This window comes from Acanthopleuribacter pedis, from assembly GCF_017377855.1.
Lineage (GTDB): Bacteria > Acidobacteriota > Holophagae > Acanthopleuribacterales > Acanthopleuribacteraceae > Acanthopleuribacter > Acanthopleuribacter pedis.
Genome location: NZ_JAFREP010000038.1, coordinates 35,379 through 52,656 on the forward strand (window position 1 = coordinate 35,379; position 17,278 = coordinate 52,656).

General features: G+C 57.1%; 12 protein-coding genes. 2 read left to right on the top strand and 10 right to left on the bottom strand.

The features are described from left to right. Positions 1–30 precede the first annotated feature (30 nt). The 9 genes from J3U88_RS28815 to J3U88_RS28855 all read right to left on the bottom strand — a co-directional run bounded on the left by J3U88_RS28815 (position 31) and on the right by J3U88_RS28855 (position 13,966). Positions 31–1,152, bottom strand: coding sequence for a DHH family phosphoesterase (locus tag J3U88_RS28815; RefSeq protein ID WP_207862480.1), 1,122 nt, complete (start codon positions 1,150–1,152; stop codon positions 31–33). Between the two features lie 84 nt (positions 1,153–1,236). Beyond that, positions 1,237–2,808, bottom strand: a complete 1,572-nt coding sequence (gene murJ, locus J3U88_RS28820; RefSeq protein WP_207862481.1) for a murein biosynthesis integral membrane protein MurJ — start codon at positions 2,806–2,808, stop codon at positions 1,237–1,239. Positions 2,809–2,878: 70 nt separating this feature from the next. Then, positions 2,879–3,349 carry a hypothetical protein gene (locus J3U88_RS28825; RefSeq protein WP_207862482.1) on the bottom strand — a complete coding sequence of 157 codons (471 nt, stop codon included), beginning with the start codon at positions 3,347–3,349 and terminating at the stop codon, positions 2,879–2,881. Between the two features lie 135 nt (positions 3,350–3,484). Continuing rightward, positions 3,485–4,045: a hypothetical protein gene (locus tag J3U88_RS28830; protein WP_207862483.1), complete on the bottom strand. Its 561-nt coding sequence runs from the start codon at positions 4,043–4,045 to the stop codon at positions 3,485–3,487. A 59-nt stretch (positions 4,046–4,104) separates the two neighbouring features. Then, on the bottom strand, positions 4,105–5,193 hold the full coding sequence (locus J3U88_RS28835) for a WD40 repeat domain-containing protein (protein WP_207862484.1): 1,089 nt from the start codon (positions 5,191–5,193) through the stop codon (positions 4,105–4,107). 35 nt (positions 5,194–5,228) lie between these two features. After that, positions 5,229–9,350 (bottom strand): DUF6531 domain-containing protein, encoded by a 4,122-nt coding sequence (locus J3U88_RS28840; protein ID WP_207862485.1) that lies wholly within the window; start codon positions 9,348–9,350, stop codon positions 5,229–5,231. Continuing rightward, entirely contained in the window at positions 9,347–10,654 is a 1,308-nt protein-coding gene (locus J3U88_RS28845) for an ATP-binding protein (protein WP_207862486.1), read from the bottom strand. Before J3U88_RS28845 ends, J3U88_RS28840 begins: the two co-directional genes overlap by 4 nt. A 219-nt stretch (positions 10,655–10,873) precedes the next feature. Continuing rightward, positions 10,874–12,880, bottom strand: coding sequence for a type VI secretion system Vgr family protein (locus J3U88_RS28850; protein WP_207862487.1), 2,007 nt, complete (start codon positions 12,878–12,880; stop codon positions 10,874–10,876). A 303-nt stretch (positions 12,881–13,183) separates the two neighbouring features. Further along, on the bottom strand, positions 13,184–13,966 hold the full coding sequence (locus J3U88_RS28855) for a DUF6503 family protein (RefSeq protein WP_207862488.1): 783 nt from the start codon (positions 13,964–13,966) through the stop codon (positions 13,184–13,186). A 388-nt stretch (positions 13,967–14,354) separates the two neighbouring features. Here J3U88_RS28855 and J3U88_RS28860 point away from each other — a divergent pair, with 388 nt between their 5' ends. Together J3U88_RS28860 and J3U88_RS28865 are read left to right on the top strand one after the other, a co-directional pair. Beyond that, the gene (locus J3U88_RS28860) at positions 14,355–15,236 is read left to right on the top strand and encodes a sigma-70 family RNA polymerase sigma factor (protein ID WP_207862489.1); all 882 of its coding nucleotides are present in this window, start codon (positions 14,355–14,357) and stop codon (positions 15,234–15,236) included. Further along, positions 15,233–16,090, top strand: coding sequence for an anti-sigma factor family protein (locus J3U88_RS28865; RefSeq protein ID WP_207862490.1), 858 nt, complete (start codon positions 15,233–15,235; stop codon positions 16,088–16,090). The genes J3U88_RS28860 and J3U88_RS28865 overlap by 4 nt, the downstream gene beginning before the upstream one ends. A 24-nt stretch (positions 16,091–16,114) precedes the next feature. Here the strand turns inward: J3U88_RS28865 and J3U88_RS28870 are convergent, their stop codons facing one another. Continuing rightward, positions 16,115–17,182, bottom strand: a complete 1,068-nt coding sequence (locus tag J3U88_RS28870) for a hypothetical protein (protein ID WP_207862491.1) — start codon at positions 17,180–17,182, stop codon at positions 16,115–16,117. Positions 17,183–17,278: the final 96 nt, after the last annotated feature.

Genomic DNA, 17,278 nt, shown 5'->3' on the forward strand with positions numbered 1-17,278 from the left:
TTCCGGTCGGGGTGAGCCGATGTCGCGGGTTTATTGGCCGGAAATTTTGTCGATGATTTCGGCGGTGAGCTTGGTTTTGAGGGCTTCCCACACCAGGTTGCGAACTTCTTCTTTGGCGTTTTTGGGGGCCATCAAGCCCAGTGGTACGCGGGCGCCGCCGGAGCCGGTTTTGGCGCCGGAATAACTTTCGCCAAAGATGGAATGGCAAATCGAGTTGAGGCTGATGGACTTGTTGGTGGTGCGCAAGCTGGCGACCAGGTAGTCGTCGATAATGCCGAAGACGACGACCGTCTCAATGCCCTCCATGCGCAGGAACTTGTCAGCGATGTAGGGTAGGGCGTCGCGGCGGTCGGGTTTGAGGAATTCCAAACCGGTGACGAGCACGGAACCGACGATTTTTTTGTTCTGGTTGGCAATCTCTTCCAGTTCAAAGAAGTAACGGGGAATGGGGTAGTTGCGGACATTGGTAATGATGTTGATATCGACCCGTTTGAGCAGGTACAGGAAACAATCGATATCGAGCTGACGGGTGTTTTCCGAAACCAGATTGCCGGTATCGTTTTCGATGGCGAACAGCAGGGCGGTGGCGACGTTGACATCTTCCTCGGACTCTTCATTGAGTTGGAAGCCGGAATTGAGCAGGTACTCGCAAATCATGGTGGCGGTGGCGCCCATGACGCGAATGTCTTTGAGGATGTAGTCGCCCTCGGGATTGTCCTCGTGGTGGTCGATGATGATGTCGGGCTGAACGGTTACGCTCTGCAGGTTCTTTTGACCGGAGCTGGCCACGTCCACAAAAATTTTGAGGCTGTATTCGTCGTAATCTTTGGCGTTGTCGACGCGCCGCATTTGGATGTTGAGCAGATTGACGAAGGTGCGGTTCTGGGGATGGGAAATCTCGCCCCCGTAAAAAATAACCACACTGGCGCTGGAATTGATTTTTTTGATCAGCCAGGACAAACCAAAGGCCGAGCCGATGGCGTCGGGATCGGGATTGTCTTGGGTGAAAATCGCCACTTTGTCGCCACGTTTCAGGTCTTTCACCGTTTCGGCAAGAATTTCATGGGGTTCGGTGGGCGCGGGTTTTTCAGTGACCGCAACCGCCGTCTCTTCATTCTCGCTCGGTTTTGTCATGGGTTCGACACTACTCATGGCTTGTAACTCCAAACTTCTTTGATCACGGGGTGTGAAAGGGGCTGAAACAAAGGACAGACCTTTGACGAGTGGGCCATTCTATCACGGCTTACCCCGTTTGCGACGGAGCCGTGTGACCCAAGAGACGCGCATGAAAACGATCAGAATGCCATACACCAATATAGAGGAAACCAAACGCAAGATCAAAGGAAGTGGTTCGGGATCCCCCGCACCGGGGGTAAGCCAAATGGGTACGAAGGCCAGTGCCGCGGCCGTAACCTTCGTTAAATCAGTGGTAAACTCGCGTGGCCAGCGCACCTGAAAATGGTGATAAGCCTGTTGTAAGGCCAGCGCAAACAGCAGCCAAGAACTGACCAAAGTCGCCAATGCAACCCCGCAATGGGCCAAATTTTTCGGGAAAAATGAGGGGAAGATAAAACAGCCCGCCATGTTGACCACGGCCGCGATGGTGGCGACGACGACGGAAATCGATACTTTTTTCTTGGCGTAAAAGGATTGGCTCAGAATGCGGTACCAGGAAATCGGCAGCAGCGCCATGCTGTGAAAGATCAGCGCGCTGTAGGTTAGCGTGAGGCTGCGGTCGTCGAACGCGCCGCGTTGAAAGAGCAGGCTGAGCACGGGGGCGCCGGAGACGAGCAGCCCGACGGCGGCGGGGAGGGTGACCAGGCTCATGGCGGAAAGGCCGGCCCACAGGCTTTGGTTCATGCCGTGTTCGTCTTTTTTGCCGGCTTGGCGGGCCAGCAACGGCAAAATGCTGGTGGAGATGGCGGCGGCGAACACGCCCAAAACCAATTCGATCATGCGGTTTGAGTTAAACAGCGCCATGGAGGCGCCCTCAAACAGGTTAACCGCCACGGCGGTGCTGACCAGCGCGTTAATTTGCACGACGCCCGCGCTGAAGGTGGTGGGCAACCACAGGCGGAAGGCTTCGGCGGTTTTGGGGGTCCACATGCGCGTGGTGGGGTTGAGCGGAAAACCCAAACGCATTAACTGGAGCCATTGCAGGAAAAATTGCAAAAAACCGCCGCACAAAACGCCAATGCACAGGCCCCAAATCGGGCTGTCCCAGTGGTCGCGCAGGGTCCAGCCGAAGCTGATGATGCAGATGTTGAGCAGGATCGGCGTGAAGGCGGGCAGGGCGAAGCGATTTTTGGTGTTGAGCACGCCTTGGCAGATGGCGGCGAGGCTGATAAAGATCAGGTAGGGGAACAGCATCCGCGTGGGTAGGATCAGGCGAGCGAGGAATTCGGGATCGCTGCCGCCGCCGCTGCTGGGCGTGAGCACCCGCAGGATGAAGGGCAGCATGACCGGCATCAACAAGATAATGGATCCGACGACCAGGGTCGCGGCCACCAAGATCAGGCTGAACATGGCGCGGGCGAATTCGCGGGCGCGTTGTTCGGCTTCCTCCGGCGGTTCGCCGCCGAGTGTTTCCGCCAGGATCGGCACGAAGGCGGACGACATCACCCCTTCCGCCATCAGGCGGCGGAACAGGTTGGGGAGCATAAAGGCCATCACCCAGATGTCGGCGGAACGACTGGTGCCCAACAGGTAGTTGGTCAACAGGTCGCGCATCAGGCCGAACACGCGGGAGCAGGCGGTCATCATCGCCATCACTTGACTGTTGCGGAAAAACTGTTTCAGCTCACTCATAACCGGCGGAGCATAGCAGATTCAACCAGGGAAAACAGGCTAAATCCTTCGGTTATTGCACTTCTTAGGTTTAAGGCGTTGTGGCAAGGTGTTTCAAAAAGCGCTTCAGTTTGGGGTGCAGATAGGTTTCGGAGTACAGGATCAGCAGATCTGTCTGGTGCTGAATGATCATAAATCGGGTTTGGATGAGGGTTTGCCTCAAAAAAGGCGGTTGGATGTGTTGGAGGTGTTTGGCGGCACGAGTTGCGGCGGCTTCAGCCTCATACGATAAAGAGAGGATGCCCAAGTGATGGCGGTAATGCTCAGGATCCCGAGCGAGGAAATAATCGGTTTTGGTCACGCTTTGAAGGCCGATCAAGAGGTCCGCGTGAAGGTGGCGGCTCACGTACTTTTCGGCATGAGGGCCTTGCTGATGGTATTCGGAAAGCTGATAGCCGTCCCAGTCGGCGCTGATGTGGGCGACAAAGGTGGCGCGGATCCTGTCGGCATGCGCGGAATCGGAAAGGGTGATCACAAGTGCAAAGAACCAAAGCAGCGGCATCAGGGGGTCCTTGTCGGGTTTCAGGGCGGGTTAGGGTCATTGAACAATGAGGTCTGGGATAGGTGCGAGGATGATGCATTCTTTAGCGATTTATTTCATCCGCGAGGCGGCGTTCGCCAAGCCCGGCCGTTTGGGTTATGGCGCCTTTTTTAACGGGGGACGGGTGGCCTTGTGGTACGTGATGGTCATGTTGCGGGCTTTGCCGATTTGCGCGAGCCGGTCGGCGCGCCCGGCGGCGGTTGCCCCGGAAAGAGCGATGAGGTAATCGTTGAACATGTCGAAGCCGCGTGGACCGTTGCAGATTTCAATACAACCAATGGAGGCGTAAACCTCGGTATGGGGATCGTCGGGACCATCGTGGATGAGAAAGTTGTCGTAGACCTGCCACGCGCCCCGCTCCACGGAACGAGCGGAGTGGACGGTATAGTGCGGCAACCAACTTTTGATGACGTGGGTTTGTAAATCGGCCAAGCCGACAACCCGTGCCTCGGGTCCCTTACCCCGATCTTTGCCTTGAATGCCAAAGCGGAAGACTTCAAAGTGACGTTCGGCTTTTTTGCCCAGATCATCGCTGCCCGCGACGGTCAGTCGGTAGGTGGGAATGAGGAAATGACCCAATGCGTGGCCGTCGGGGTACGCCCAGGTGAGGGCTTCGCCCACAATGACGTTGGTCATGGTCAGTTTGATGGGTCTCACGGTTCGACTCCTCACGGACGGCGGTTGGGTTGCAGGGGCGGGACGGTCGCGGCCTATGGTTAGGGGGCTTCGATGACCGCCAAATCTTCTTGACGGGGAAAGGGGGTGGTTGGTCGCGCGCGCGCTAGAAAACCCTGGGTTCGCGACGCCTTGAGATCGGCCGTAACCGGTTCGTTTTTCGGCGTTTTCCATAGGCAGACGCGGCCGTCGCGCCCGGCGGAAGCCATGCGACCCGAGGCGTGATGGGCCTGGATGGCGCAAACCGCTTCCCGGTGGGCGGGAACGCGGCGCGCGACTTGCCCGGAACCGAGGTCGACGGCGACGAGGTTGCCGGAGGCGCCGGGGCACCAGAGCGTGGTGCCGTCTGCCGAAAAAGCCTGCTGCGCGACCAAGGGCGTGTGATGGGAAAGGGTCCAGGGTTGGGCGGGCGGCGGGACGTCGTCCTCGCCGTACCATTCCAGTACCTGTTCGCATTCCGGGAAGCGAAAGACGCAAACCTCGGGACCGGGAAAACCGCCGAGGGCGGCGAGGTAGGCCCCGTCGGGACTCCAGGCGAGGTGCGGTGTATCCATGAAATTTTCAAGTTCGACGTTGAGCGGGACCAAGTTTTCGCGATCCAAATGAAGAAAACGAACGGCGCAGGCGCCTTGTTCAAAGAGGGTGTTGGCCATGAGTTGCGCCTCGGGGTGCAGGGCGAGCGTGTCCATGCTGCCGCGGCCCCAATAGGTGAATGCCAGGCGCCCGTCGCTGAAGTTAAATACGTCGGTGCCTTCAGAACCCCAACGGGCGGCAAAGAGCCGTTCACCCCGCGCATCGAATGCCAGCGATGTGTAACCCGGTTGTGTGTCGGCGGCGGGCGGTGTCCCCAGTTCGCGAAGTTTTTGGCCGGTCGCGCTGTCGTGAATCTCAATCATCCGTTCGGCGCCCGCGGTTGCCAGCAACGGCAGGCTTGGATGAAAGGCGGCGTCAAAAAGTCGGGGGTCCGAGGGGTTGCCAAAGGTGTAGGCCGGGATCAGTTCTTGGTCTTGAAGGGTGAGCACGGCGTTGTGGTTTTTGTCCGCGGCCAGGATGAGTAACTGGTTGCCCCGCGGGCTGAAAAATACCTTGGCAATGGGGCCCCCAAAAGAATAACAAGCCGTCAAATCCATTGTGATTTACTCCCTTAAAACAAGGTGATGGTTGTTTAGCAGTAGGGCGCTACGGTTTTCGAATGCAATTTTTTTCCGGCCGTACGGGTGGGTCCCTTGGGATTGTACTTGAAGTGATAGGTCACGGTCGCATTCGGGGCGTTTTGTTGTAGGAATTTACCGCATCCGGCGTAGTCACAGGGCTCCAGTTCGGTATAAACCCTTTTGATGCGGCTGGTGTCGTTTTTGACGTATTGGGGGAGGGCGGCGAAGGCGTTTTTTTCCGCGTGTTTGCCGCCGAAGGTACTGGTTGCCACCTTGTACATCTTCCTGCCGGTTGGGGTGACGTATTCGAAAACGGCCACGCACTGGCCTTTGGTCGTGGATTTGGCTGTTCCTTTTAGGCGGACGCGGTGGTTCAGGGCCCTTTTGCTCAGCGGGTGCACGCCGTACTTCGATTTGAGTTGGCGCGGCATTTTGGCCAAACCGTAGGGGTCGATTTCGACGAAGGGGTTGTCCACATAGGCATAGGCGTGAAATCCGCCGTCCAAGCCGATGGGGTCCGGGGTGAGGAAGCGACGGTCGCGCGTGTCGTAGTAACGCCAGAGCGCGTAGCCCAAACCGGTTTCCTCGTCCACAAACATTCCGGGCAGGCCAAAGGCCGGCGAAAGCTCGCCCTCCGACAGCAAGGCTTCGCCGTACTCGCCAAACCAGCCGCGCCAAACGCTTTGGCCGTTTGTGTCGGTGATGAGGGTCGGTGTTCCCGTATGATCCAGGTGGTAGAAGTAGGCGTCGCCCGCGATCATTTCCACCAAGGGTTGGTGATCGACGATCACGAATTCGCGGGTTTGGGTGGCCGAGATTTCCGCGAGCAGGTCACAATCATCCCAAAGGTAGGTGAACGCGTTTTCAGGGGTGACCTTTTTGACGCGGCGGCCCAGGGCGTCGTATTCATAGGTCGCAAGCGTTTGACCTCGGCGGTCACACACGGCGGTTAATTGGTGGAGTGGGTCGTAGTGCATCAGGCTTGCTGTTTCCGGTGTATCCCCCGGCCGTTCCACCACATCGCCAAACCCGTTGTAGCGGTAAGGTAGCCCGTTGCGGGTCGCGAGCCGGTTGCCCGACGCCGTTCGGTAGCCGGCGGCGCCGATGTGGAGGAAGTTACCGTTCTGATCCAGGGACATGGTTTCCAACCCAAAACCCCGCTGGGTTTGAATGGGGCGACCCAGTTCATCCAGTTGGTAGGTGCGGCTCCCAAAGCGACTGTCGGATACCGTTATCGCGCGGTCCTCGGGTTGGGCGTCGAAGGTTCTGCGCTGGGAAAAATCGCGACCTTCAAAATGCTGGGTGACGGGTTCGGTCTCGCTTCCTTGGTGCACCGCCTCGCACGCGTTGGGGAAATAGGTTTTTTTTGAGAACCAATCCCGGTCGTACGCATAGCGAATGCGATGGATTTGCGCCGCGCTGGTGGTCACCTGAACCGATGAAAGTAAGTTTTCGAAAAGGTAGTGATAGCTTACGCGGGCGCCGCTTGGTGCGTGGCGCGTGATCAGACGATCCGCCTGATCATATTCATAACGCACGATTTGGCCGTTCTGGTCACTTTCGACGAGGTTCCCGCCGCCGTCGTAAAGAAAAGCGAGGCGGTAGGAGGGGGTCTCGGCGCGCGCGAGTCGGCCGCCTTCGTCATACCCATAGCTGTACCTTGTGCCGTCCGGCAGGTCCAATGTCAGCACCCGGCCCGCGGGGTCGCGCGCAAATTTGAAGCGTGCGTGGTCGCGCACCGGCTTGCCGTCGCCGTCCCAACCGGTTGCGACGCCGATTTCCTCAAGCAGGGTCACATGATCGGAAAAGCCGTAGCCATACTTGCGGACCACGCCTTGGAAATTCCTGGTTTCTAACACTTTGCCGGAAGCATCATAGGTAAAGGTGTAACGCTCGCCGGCGGGATTGACGACGGCGGTTAATTGCGCCTCGGTATCGTATTCAAAACCATGGGTTTCACCCAAGGGATTGGTTTCGGCAAGCGGTTTGTTAAAAGGGGTATAGGCGGTACCATGGACCTCACCGCGATCATTCTCTTCCCGAACCAAATTGGACGCGGCATCGTAGGCCAAGCGCAGAACCACTTTTCCTTCGCACTGGACCGTCGTCAGATTGCCACGGGTGTCAAAGGTGTAGGTCGTGCAGGTGCCGTCGGGATCGGTACGGCGCTGAATCGCGCCCCAAGCATTGTAGACGTACCGGGTCTCGCGGTTGCCCGGCTGGATGTGGCGCACCAGATTGCCCCGTTCGTCGTAGTAAAAGTGCGTTACCGCGTCTTGGTTGTCGATGATCCGGCACAGGCGATTGCGGTGATCGTATTCGTAGCGGTATTCGGGCCCTTGATCGCGACTTTGGCGGATCATGCGGCCTTGGATGTCGTAGCTGTACCGAACCGAGGCCTCGCCCGGCGCGGTTTTGGTGATCAGGTGCCCCCGCGCATCGAAGCAAGCTTGGTGAACCAGGCCGTCTGGTTCGGTTAGCTTGGTGACATTTCCTCGCGCATCGTAGGCGTATTGGGTGCTGTTGCCGTAGGGGTCGGTTTCGCTCAGCAGCCGCTTAAGATCGTCGTAGCGGCGTTCAATACCGCGCCCGCGGGCGTCGTATACGCGGGTAACGAGCCCGTCTTCATTCCAGAGGTAGGTGGCGGTGTCGTTCAGTGAATCGACGACTTTCGTCATACGGGCCGGGTTGTCATAGGTTAGTTGCCGGCGGTACAGGTTGCCGTCACCCCAGGTGGCGACGCATTGGGCCTCGTTTCCCGGTTGATCGTATTCGAAGAAAAATGAGAAGCCGTTGCGGTTGGTTTCACGAACAATTAAGTGGTCTTGATAGTGATAGCGGAAGGGTTTGAAATCCGCATCCCACACCTCGGTCAGGTCGCCCCGTTCATTATAAATATAGCTAACCGGGGCGATTTCCTCGTCTGGGTTCTCGGGATGGGGCGCGAAAATAGCGGTGATTCGGTTTTCCTCGTTGTAGGTAAAGCGAAGGGTGCGGTTGCCTTGATCCCGCGCCTGGATCATTCTTCCCCGCGCGTCGTACTGAAAATGGAGGACACGGTCCGCCTCAAAGAGGGTCCACTTGGGCGCCAGTTCACCGTTGGGCCGGTTGCAGGAAGCGTAACCGGTGGTTTCGCCCGCCGCATTTTTGACGAAAAAACCCGCGCCGTCTCGGCCCAAGGTCAGTTGTTCGGCGGGGAGATGAGCCTGCTCGTTCATGCCGACCATGGGAAACACCACCGCCCGACCGTCAGACGTTCGGTGGGCCACCCAGCGTTCTTCCACCAGCAGGGCGCTGTCGTGGTTGTGGTGCCAGCCGTGTCCCAGCGGGCCCTGATAAACCGAGCTTGAATACCACACGCGTTCGAACAGAAAAGGGGAACCCATCCCGAGTTGGAGATCGACCGCTTCAGTCACCATTTTGCCGGTTGCCACGTCGACGGGGTGACCCGTCAAGGTGCAGATTTTGCGGTGGGTCTTGTTGCGAAGGCGCGCGTTTTTGGGTACGCCGAGTTTGTCCATGGTTTTATCGGCGGCTTTGTGCAGTTTGTTGGAGAGGCGTTTCATGCGCTTGCTGTTTTTCATCACCTTGCGCAGTTTTTTAAAACCTTTGCCAAGGGCGCTCATGCCCGCGCGCATGCCCAGTGCGCTGAGCGAGATCGTGGGCGGTCCGCCGATCAGGACCGGCATCCCCATCGGAATGGGGAGTACCACCGAGGTTGGCAAAACCATGGACTTGAGCTTGGTTTTCTTTTTGGGATTGGCCCGAAAGGGCGGCACCATGCCGATGGTGTGGCAACTCAGAGCCGGATGCAGCATGTGCGATGCGGCGTCGCCGTCAAAAGCGACCGTGGCGCTGCCCATGAACATTTCGCACTCGTTGCCCGGTGGTTTCACAAACACGCCGCCGAGCGGAATGTGCGGGGGGACCGCGATACCCGCCGTTCCCGCGATGGCGCGCGGCATGCCGTTGACCAAAATGGTCGCCCCTAGGAAAGGGACATAATCAAACGGGTCCATCACAATGCCGATAAAAGGGTGGGGAATGGGGAGGGGCGGAACCGGGCCGGGTGGCTGAATTAAGTGGATATCGATCCCGAGAACCGGGTCCAGGTGTTTGGCCGCGGGCATCATGGGGCACCGCCTACGGAACCCGCTTGTTCTTCCCATTCAGGACCGACCAGGTCGCACAGGGTGGCTCTGATCTCCTTGGGGCTGGGTTGCGTGTATTGGTGGCGCTCGGCGATGCGCAACAGACCGGCGCCGAGGTAGGGCAGGTAGCTATTGCGGCGTTCTTCATCGGAGAGTGTTTGCGCCTGGGCCAAACCTGAAAGGCCGATATGCCACGCGGGTTCTGGGTCGTCGGCAGTTTCGTAGCAGAAGCAGGCCAAGCGGCGGCATTCCAACTCGAGAAAGCTGTTGCCCACGGATACCGCCGCGGCAATGGTTTCCTCGTAGGTGGCGGCGGCGGGGGCATAGCGGCCCACGCCGATGTAGGCCGAACCCAAGGACATGCCTGTTTGCAGAACCAGTTGATCGCCCCCCTCGACCTTCGCCGCGGCGGCGTCTTGTGCTTCCGCCGAGGCCGCCTCGCAGGTGCGCACGGCGGCTTCGTGATCGTTGCAACTGATCTGAACCGAGGACAGCGCGATATGGGCCACGACACTCATGGCGGGCCACTTTTCGGCGCGGCTGATGCTTAGGGCGCGGTTGGCGGCATGTTCCGCCTCGGCCTGGTCCCGCTCCTTGCCCGCGGCGCCGATTTCTATAAATGCGCGTCTGAAGCGGCCGCCGGGACTGCCGTCGTCGGCCGCCGCGGCCAAATCAGCCGCCGCCGTTTCGCCGTCAAGTTGGGGATCCTCGATAAGCATCGCGGCGGGTGGTTGCTCGTGGAGGCGGTGCCATCGTTTGTTTTTGCCGACCTCGGTGGTGAGCAGGCGAACCGATTCGGGAAAAGCCGCGCTTGCAGCCGCCGAGAGCCAGTCTTGCCAGGCCGCTTCGTCGGCAATTTCCGCCGGATCGAGCACCAGCACCAAATGTTCCATGGCCTCGCCATAGGTCGCCATGAAATGGGTACAGACCGCGACCAAGCGCTCAATATCGTGCTGACCGGGGGTTGGCGGCGGAGGTGCCCAGGCGTCAGGCAAACCCAATTCAGCCAAGGTAACTTTGGCGGCCGCGTATGCTTCCAAAAGATGATCGACAATGGAAAAGCCGTGGTGATCGACCTCAAAGGCTGCTTCGATTCGCACGAACAACTCGGCGGTTTCGCCTTGCTCCTCCATTTCCACCGAGAGGAAGGTGTCCCGAATGCTTAGGTCCTCTGGATGCAAGCACCACACGAGGAGGCGTTTTTCTTCATCGTCGCAAAAGCGCCACCAGGCCTCGCGAAGTTTGTCGATGCGATCGATGATCGGATTCGCTTTTGGTTCTGTCAAGGTGGTCTCCCGTGAAGCGTTAGGCTCATTCCTCGCGGTGACCGCGAGAAAAGCGCGAAAGGCAAGCGCTGCTCGTGTTGTGCGTGTCAAGAAGGCGATGGATGAGCGTGGATCCCACCACCGGTAAGGTTGTCTCCAGGCATCGCGCGGTGACAGGGCTTTTGTCCCGACGCCCCGGGTTCGGCATCTTGGTGGGCGAACCTCGGCGAAATCCCGGTATCAGTTCAGTTTGATCATCATGCCGTTGATGGTAATCATGGCTGGGTCGATGCTGATCGCGTTTGGACCGACGGCAAGGGTAAGTGAGGCCGGGGTCATCGAAAGGGAGGCCGCGCCACTTGTGAGATCAATGCCGCCCGCGTGCGCCGACAGCGAAATCTTGCCCGTCATGGCGTCGAGACCGGCGTTTTGGGTTACCGAAACGTTTTGGTCGCCCATGACCGTCACATCGTGGTTTCCGCTGATCGCCGCGGATCGGTCGCCGCTCACATTCAGCCTGTCATTGCCGGTCACGGATACCGTACGCTTGCCGCCGACGTCGTGGGTTTGATCCCCCTTAACCGTTAACCGGTAGTTGTTGGCCACCGTTAGGGTTTTGTCATGATTGACCGTGACCGTGCGGTTGTTTTCAACGGTGAGGGACTGATTGTTTTTCACCATGTGGGTTTGGTTGTTTTTGACCGTGACCGTGCGGTTGTTTTCAACCGTTGTATCCGCATTGTTCATGACCAGGGTCGTCATATCTTTTTGGGCGCGAATATCGAGCATCTCTTTGCCGTCTTGGTCGTCGAACAGAATATGGTTGTCCTTAATGGTTTTAATGATATTTTGCCACTTGTTGGCCGGCTTGAGGGGGCAGGCATTGCTGTCGTTAAAAACCCGTCCGACGACCACCGGCAAGTCGGGGTTGCCGTTAATGAACTGAACCAAGACCTCGTTGCCGATGCGCGGGATCCATTGAATCCCGTAATCTTTACCCGCGTAGTTGTTGGAAACCCTGACCCACATCGAGGAGCGGTCGTTTTTCTCGCCCTCGCGATCCCAGTGGAATTGCAATTTGCAGCGCCCGAGGTCGTCGAGGTACACCTCGGAGCCCGGTGGTCCCGTGATCACGGCCGTTTGGAGACCGTCAACCTTGGTCTGTTGGGTAACGCGCGGCGGTCGATAAACCACATCGGCCGGTGTGGCGGTAAAGAAACAGTGGTAGGTGTTTTGGTGCGCGGTCACCCTGGTATCAATGAGCAACCACTTTTTATTAAGCTCCTCGCAATAGTGATGTTTCAAATTGAAAACGAAACCTGGCGAGAAGGATCGGCAGTTGGATTCGGCTTGAATCCGTTTGGCCGAGGCATGGGCTTCCTCTTTGAGGAGACGGGCGTAGGTTTTCCCCTGGCCGCGATCCAAGTGGCTCATATTGTGAGTGTAAACCTCAAGCTCGGAAAAACCTGGCGATTGGGTAAGCTTGTCTTTTTGTGAGAGATTGGTCTTGGCTTTTGTGTCGTTGTAGTCGTGGACCTCGAAGCCGCCGCTCACCGCCGCCATCTCATAAGACAAGGAACTGACACATTCCAGCTTTCGCTGTTGGAAAAGATCACGCAGCCCCTCGCTGTACGAAGCGTCTTCATAAGGACGGCAGGGTAGATGACAGCCCGGCGCATCGCAAAAAACCACCGCGCCGTTCTCATGATCGTTATAAAAGTAAATCCCCTCATCCTCCATCAGCCGACTGATGAAATGGAAGTGGGATTCCTGAAATTGGAGGGTGTACTCTCGGGTTCGATAAGTGCCGCACAGTTGCCAACGTTGCTTGACGCCCGCTTCGGTTAAGGTTTCCTTGATGATTTCCGGTGCACTTTTTTTCTTGTGAACATAGGAACGGAACATTTTGGTCAGTTTCCATACCTCGGGCTGAATGACCGCCTCGTAGAAGTAGGTTTTGGTGGAAGATGTTTTGATGTGATTATGGCCGGTTCGTTTGTGTTCAAGTCGTGTGATGATCCCAGAGAACGAGCGTCTCTCTGTCAAATGGTCCCCTACCGAAAGCGAAATGGACGCCGGTTTGTAAAGCATATCGGCCAGTGGCAAATTAGCTGATTCCGAGATCAGCATCGTTTCGATGAGGGGAATTTTGGATAGACCTTCAGTAGCTGAAAATTCGACGACCGAAAGATGTTCAGTCGGACCTTCCCACGAGATATCTGTTTGTAACAGAAGCTCAGCAGTCATGGAGTTTGCCTTTTTGTGTAAGTTGCTTAGAAAAAGTGGTTTCTGAGGAGTATGTTCTTCTCCGAGGCGTGGGAACGCAGCGTTCAGAAGCGGAAGAACAACCCGGTAGACGCGGGTCTTGCAACATGGGAAAGGCGAAAATATGGGGTAAGGTGAATATTAGTGGGTGGAAAATGTGTGTGCAATGAGCCGGGGTGGGGTTTTGGTGTAAAGTGACGTGTGTCACGTTTTTTAGGGGGCGCAAAAAAAGCGGCCCGCCTGAACCAAGACGGGCCGGTTGTGAAATCCTTCGCGGTTCACGGGTTAGCCGCCACCTTTGCTGAAGTCAGTCTTTTTGAAGCCGTTGTTGAAGGTGATGTCTTGCATCACTTCCAAAACCCAGCCGTCGCCCTGGGGTTCCGCTTCCCAGTTCGAGGGAATGTACCGCCGCATGGTCGGCAGGGTGACGCCCTCGAAGGTTTCGTAATCCACGCGCATCAGCAAGGGCTCCTTGCGGTCGAAGTCCATTACCGTAAACAGGAACTGGTCGACCAAATGGGTGAAGGGGTTGATGTACAGCAGGTAGGTATCCTGCACATCGCCAACCCCGTTTTCAAAGCCGACTTCCACCAACTGGTAGGGAATGCCTTCCAGGGTTTTGGTGCCTTTGCTTTTGTATTGCAGGCCGGGGTCGCCGAGTTTGTGCATCATCGCGAACCAGTAGTAGTTGGTTTTGCGCAGGAAATCGGCGCGTTTAACGACCTTTTCGTCGCTGCTGAGTTGGCCGTCGATGGTGGCCCACGCGGTTTTACCGTCGTAACCCTGAACCACTTTGCCCTTGGTTTCGGGCATGGTGGCGTCGCCTTTGGTGTATTCGGCCCAGGAGGCCTCACCGTCGAAGATGTAGCGTTCGATGGAAACGTCTTGTTTGCCGTTGGGCAATTGATAAATGTAGGTGTATTGCACGTCTTTCAGGCGGTGCAGGCCGTCCATTCCGCCGACGCGGGCGACGACTTTGTCGATCCAAGCTTTGGCGTCGGTGTCTTGAAATGCAAACAAGGGCTGACTGAGAAGCGCGATCAGCGTCATGGCAATGAAACGGGACATGGGGTCTCCTTTACGTTTGATCGAACCAGGTAACAGCCGGTTCCGTTCCTTTATTCACTTTTTTGCAACGGACCTGGGGAAACGGGGTGACTGTGCGTTGGCTTGTGGTTTTTGTGGCGATTTGCAAAATGAAGCATTGGTTTGGATTGTCTTTAAACCTAAGAGGCGTGATAAGAGCGAGGGATTTTGGCTAAAGATCTGGAGCGAAATGGCTTGGAAAAAGCGGAGGCGCACCCGGTGGGTGCGGTGAGCATTTTTACAGGCCGTTGCAGCCCAGAGATTTAGCGAAAATCGCCGCGAGTTATCGCGCTTCTTAGGTTAAAACCTGCTTGTTGGGTGGTTGGCGGTTATCTATAATTTCATCAAAACACAATGGTTTGGAAATTATATGATTTCTTCCCGTGATTCTGGTTTAAGCGCGGAGCCACAACCCCATTTGTTTCAAAAGCACCTCCCCGTCATTGATGCCGTGGTCCGACTCGTTGCCAAACGTCAAAAGGTCGGCCCGGATGAGCTGGATGATTTTCGCGCGGATGTCCACCTCAAATTGCTCGAGGAAAACTGCCGCGTCCTGCGTGGTTTTCGCGGCTCAGCCACCCTGAAGACGTTTTTGATCGGCGTGGTGACCCATTTTTTGATCAACCGTCGCGAAAAAGCTTGGGGCAAATGGCGCCCTTGTCAGGCGAGCAAAGATGCCGGGCCCGAGGCCGTTTTGTTGGAGCAATGGGTGGTTCGCGACGGGCTGAGCCACGCCGAGGCGCGTACCCGTCTGGCGGTGAACCACGGGGTCGCGCTGGATGATGCGCGTTTCGAGGCCTTGACCGCTTTATTCGCCGCCAAAACGCGACGTCGTGAGGTGGATCCCGCGCTATTGGAAGCGACGGTTGCCGACGATCCCCACGGCGAAACCGCCCTGCTCCGTGACGAACAGGCGGAGGGTCAGGCGGCGGTCACCCGGGTGTTGCACGCCGCATTGGCCGAACTCTCCAAACAGGAGCGTTTTTGGTTGCGCCTGCGTTACGCCAAAGGGCTTAAAATCAAAACCATTGCCACCAGGACCGGCACCGAACCGCGCACTTTGTATCGGCGCTTTGAGCAAATCAACCGACGGCTGCGCCAAGATTTGGAACAGGCGGGATTGTTCAAAGAGACCGTCATGCCCTTGTTGGATGATGCCGGTTTCGTGTTACACCTCGCCCCGCACCAAGAAATTTTTGAGGCCGAGCTGTCTCATACCCATGAAGCCGAACCGCAAACGGAGCCACGATGATCGATCCGCCCGAACACCATCAACCTGATTTTGAAGCCCTGGCCGCCTTGGCGGACAACCGTCTCGACGCGGCGCGCCGTGAGGTGGTGCTTGCTCACCTGCACGATTGCGCTCACTGTACGGATCTGTTCGCGGAAATGGTGGAAACCATGGCGCTCGACGAAGAGGAGGACGAAGCCGTTCCGCCCGACCTAACTACGCCCGTGGTTCCGATTCAGACGCAAACCCCCCCGCCATCCGCGCGGGGTTTCGCGCCGGGGCTTTGGGTGTTGGCGGCCGCGGTGTTGGCGGCCGGTTTGCTTTTGGTGTTTCGTCCCGCCGCGGAGCAAACAGCGGAGCGGGGCGCGCTGGTCCAACAGGCTTACCGGCAGGTGGCCGCAATCGATGGAACCCGCCTGTTGCGGTTCCACTATCCCACCGCCGCTGAACCGACCACGTTAAAGCAAGCGCGGGGCGTGCGGGGCGGCGGTTCATGGGCGCGGCTCGAGCATGCGCCTTTGTTGCAAACCTTGGCGGAACTCGCGGCGTTGCTCCAGCAACAACCGGCGGATCACGGCCTGCGCGCCGATTTGGCGGCGGCCAACCTGGCCGCGGGTCGCCTGGACCACGCGTTGGTGATCGCCGCTGAACTCCCTCGCGACGGTCCCGAATACGGCTTGGTTTTTCTCGCCCGTTACCTGGCGGCCGAGGGCGAGGCGCGCACGGAAGCCTTCCGCGCTTTCCGCGCCCACGCCGAACAGTTCGACCAAACCCCGTTCCTGGTGTTCAACCTGAGCGTGATGTTGGCGGAACAGGGCGAGCCCGAGGCCGCCGACCTTTGGCGCGCTCGTTATGAGGCCCTGGCAAAACCCTAACATTCCCTCGGCCGACAAAGTGAATCATGTTTCGGTTTCAGTTTCAGATTCGGTTTCGGTTTCAGATTCGGATGCCGGGGGCGAATCGAGAAAGCTGTCCAGCTTCGCTGGTAAGCAGTTTTTCGCTTCTTGAATCGATGGGTTCATAGACCAGAAGTCCAAGTTTAAGGTTTCTTCATTGCTGGTAGGGCGCATACGTTTCACCAGCTCCCGTCGTGCTTTGCTTTGGTGGACGATAGGCCGTCTTAGTAGAGGTCCCGGGGTTTTGGTAAATATGGCTTGGTAGCGATCAGCGGTGCTCCAACCTTCAACCAGTGAATACAGCAATAGAAAATGGTCGCTGTTGGGGGAAGGCTGCGGTTTACTGATATTGGCAAAAACCAAGTCAATAGGTTGGTTGGTCTTCACCGGTTGAAGCGCCATGGTTTGTGGTGCCTTGCCCTTATTCGTGAGGGGGTTACGCTTGATTTGGATTGATTTACCGGTAAAGTGGATGGTTGCCACCGTCCAAATCGACATGGGGCGACCGTTTTGCGCGTTAATTGGTGACCACTTTTTCGTTTTTTTGTCCTCGAACCCCGGACACTGGGTGGTTTCTCCCGTATCGCCCGCCCAGGTGAAATGCGTGGCGCGAATGACGCCGGTTTCGAGTTTGATCCGTGCACTTAACAAATCCAGAACGCCTGCTTCTTGTGTCTTTAGGATTGCCTTCGCACCTTTGAGATTCCTGGTGTGATCGAGTTCGTTAAAGTCGACCAGCCAATCTAGACTGTAGTTGTCGGGGTGGGGGGAGCTATGTTTGGGACCATATCCCCCGGACATATCCAGGCGATCATTACCGCCACACACGGACAACTCATAACCGTCACAATCCCAGACCTTTTCTTTTTCGCCGACCCCATTGTTGATTTCCTCAAACGTGCCGTTAGGTTGAGTATCACAAAAAAAGAGGTAAGGATGGTGTTCGAGATGGTGACCAGCGCCGCGTGTATTTGGTGCAAATCCCCAAAAAGTTTGGTCCGTATCTTTCGCGTCTTTTTCGCGAACAAATAGTAACAAGTCAACCATGAAAATACGGAGGGTTCCGGGCATATGAAACTCCTTTGTGTACGAGTTTTCAGTGTTTGGCGCGATGATTAGTCGTGTTTTTTTGTTTTGGAGTATTTGGTTGTCAGACCATCTATATTT

Coding starts and splice junctions, on each gene's coding strand:
- J3U88_RS28815 (WP_207862480.1), bottom strand. CDS start 1,152: ATGAGTAGTGTCGAACCCATGACAAAACCGAGCGAGAATGAAGAGACG.
- murJ (WP_207862481.1), bottom strand. CDS start 2,808: ATGAGTGAGCTGAAACAGTTTTTCCGCAACAGTCAAGTGATGGCGATG.
- J3U88_RS28825 (WP_207862482.1), bottom strand. CDS start 3,349: ATGCCGCTGCTTTGGTTCTTTGCACTTGTGATCACCCTTTCCGATTCC.
- J3U88_RS28835 (WP_207862484.1), bottom strand. CDS start 5,193: ATGGATTTGACGGCTTGTTATTCTTTTGGGGGCCCCATTGCCAAGGTA.
- J3U88_RS28840 (WP_207862485.1), bottom strand. CDS start 9,350: ATGATGCCCGCGGCCAAACACCTGGACCCGGTTCTCGGGATCGATATC.
- J3U88_RS28850 (WP_207862487.1), bottom strand. CDS start 12,880: ATGACTGCTGAGCTTCTGTTACAAACAGATATCTCGTGGGAAGGTCCG.
- J3U88_RS28855 (WP_207862488.1), bottom strand. CDS start 13,966: ATGTCCCGTTTCATTGCCATGACGCTGATCGCGCTTCTCAGTCAGCCC.
- J3U88_RS28860 (WP_207862489.1), top strand. CDS start 14,355: ATGATTTCTTCCCGTGATTCTGGTTTAAGCGCGGAGCCACAACCCCAT.
- J3U88_RS28865 (WP_207862490.1), top strand. CDS start 15,233: ATGATCGATCCGCCCGAACACCATCAACCTGATTTTGAAGCCCTGGCC.
- J3U88_RS28870 (WP_207862491.1), bottom strand. CDS start 17,182: ATGCCCGGAACCCTCCGTATTTTCATGGTTGACTTGTTACTATTTGTT.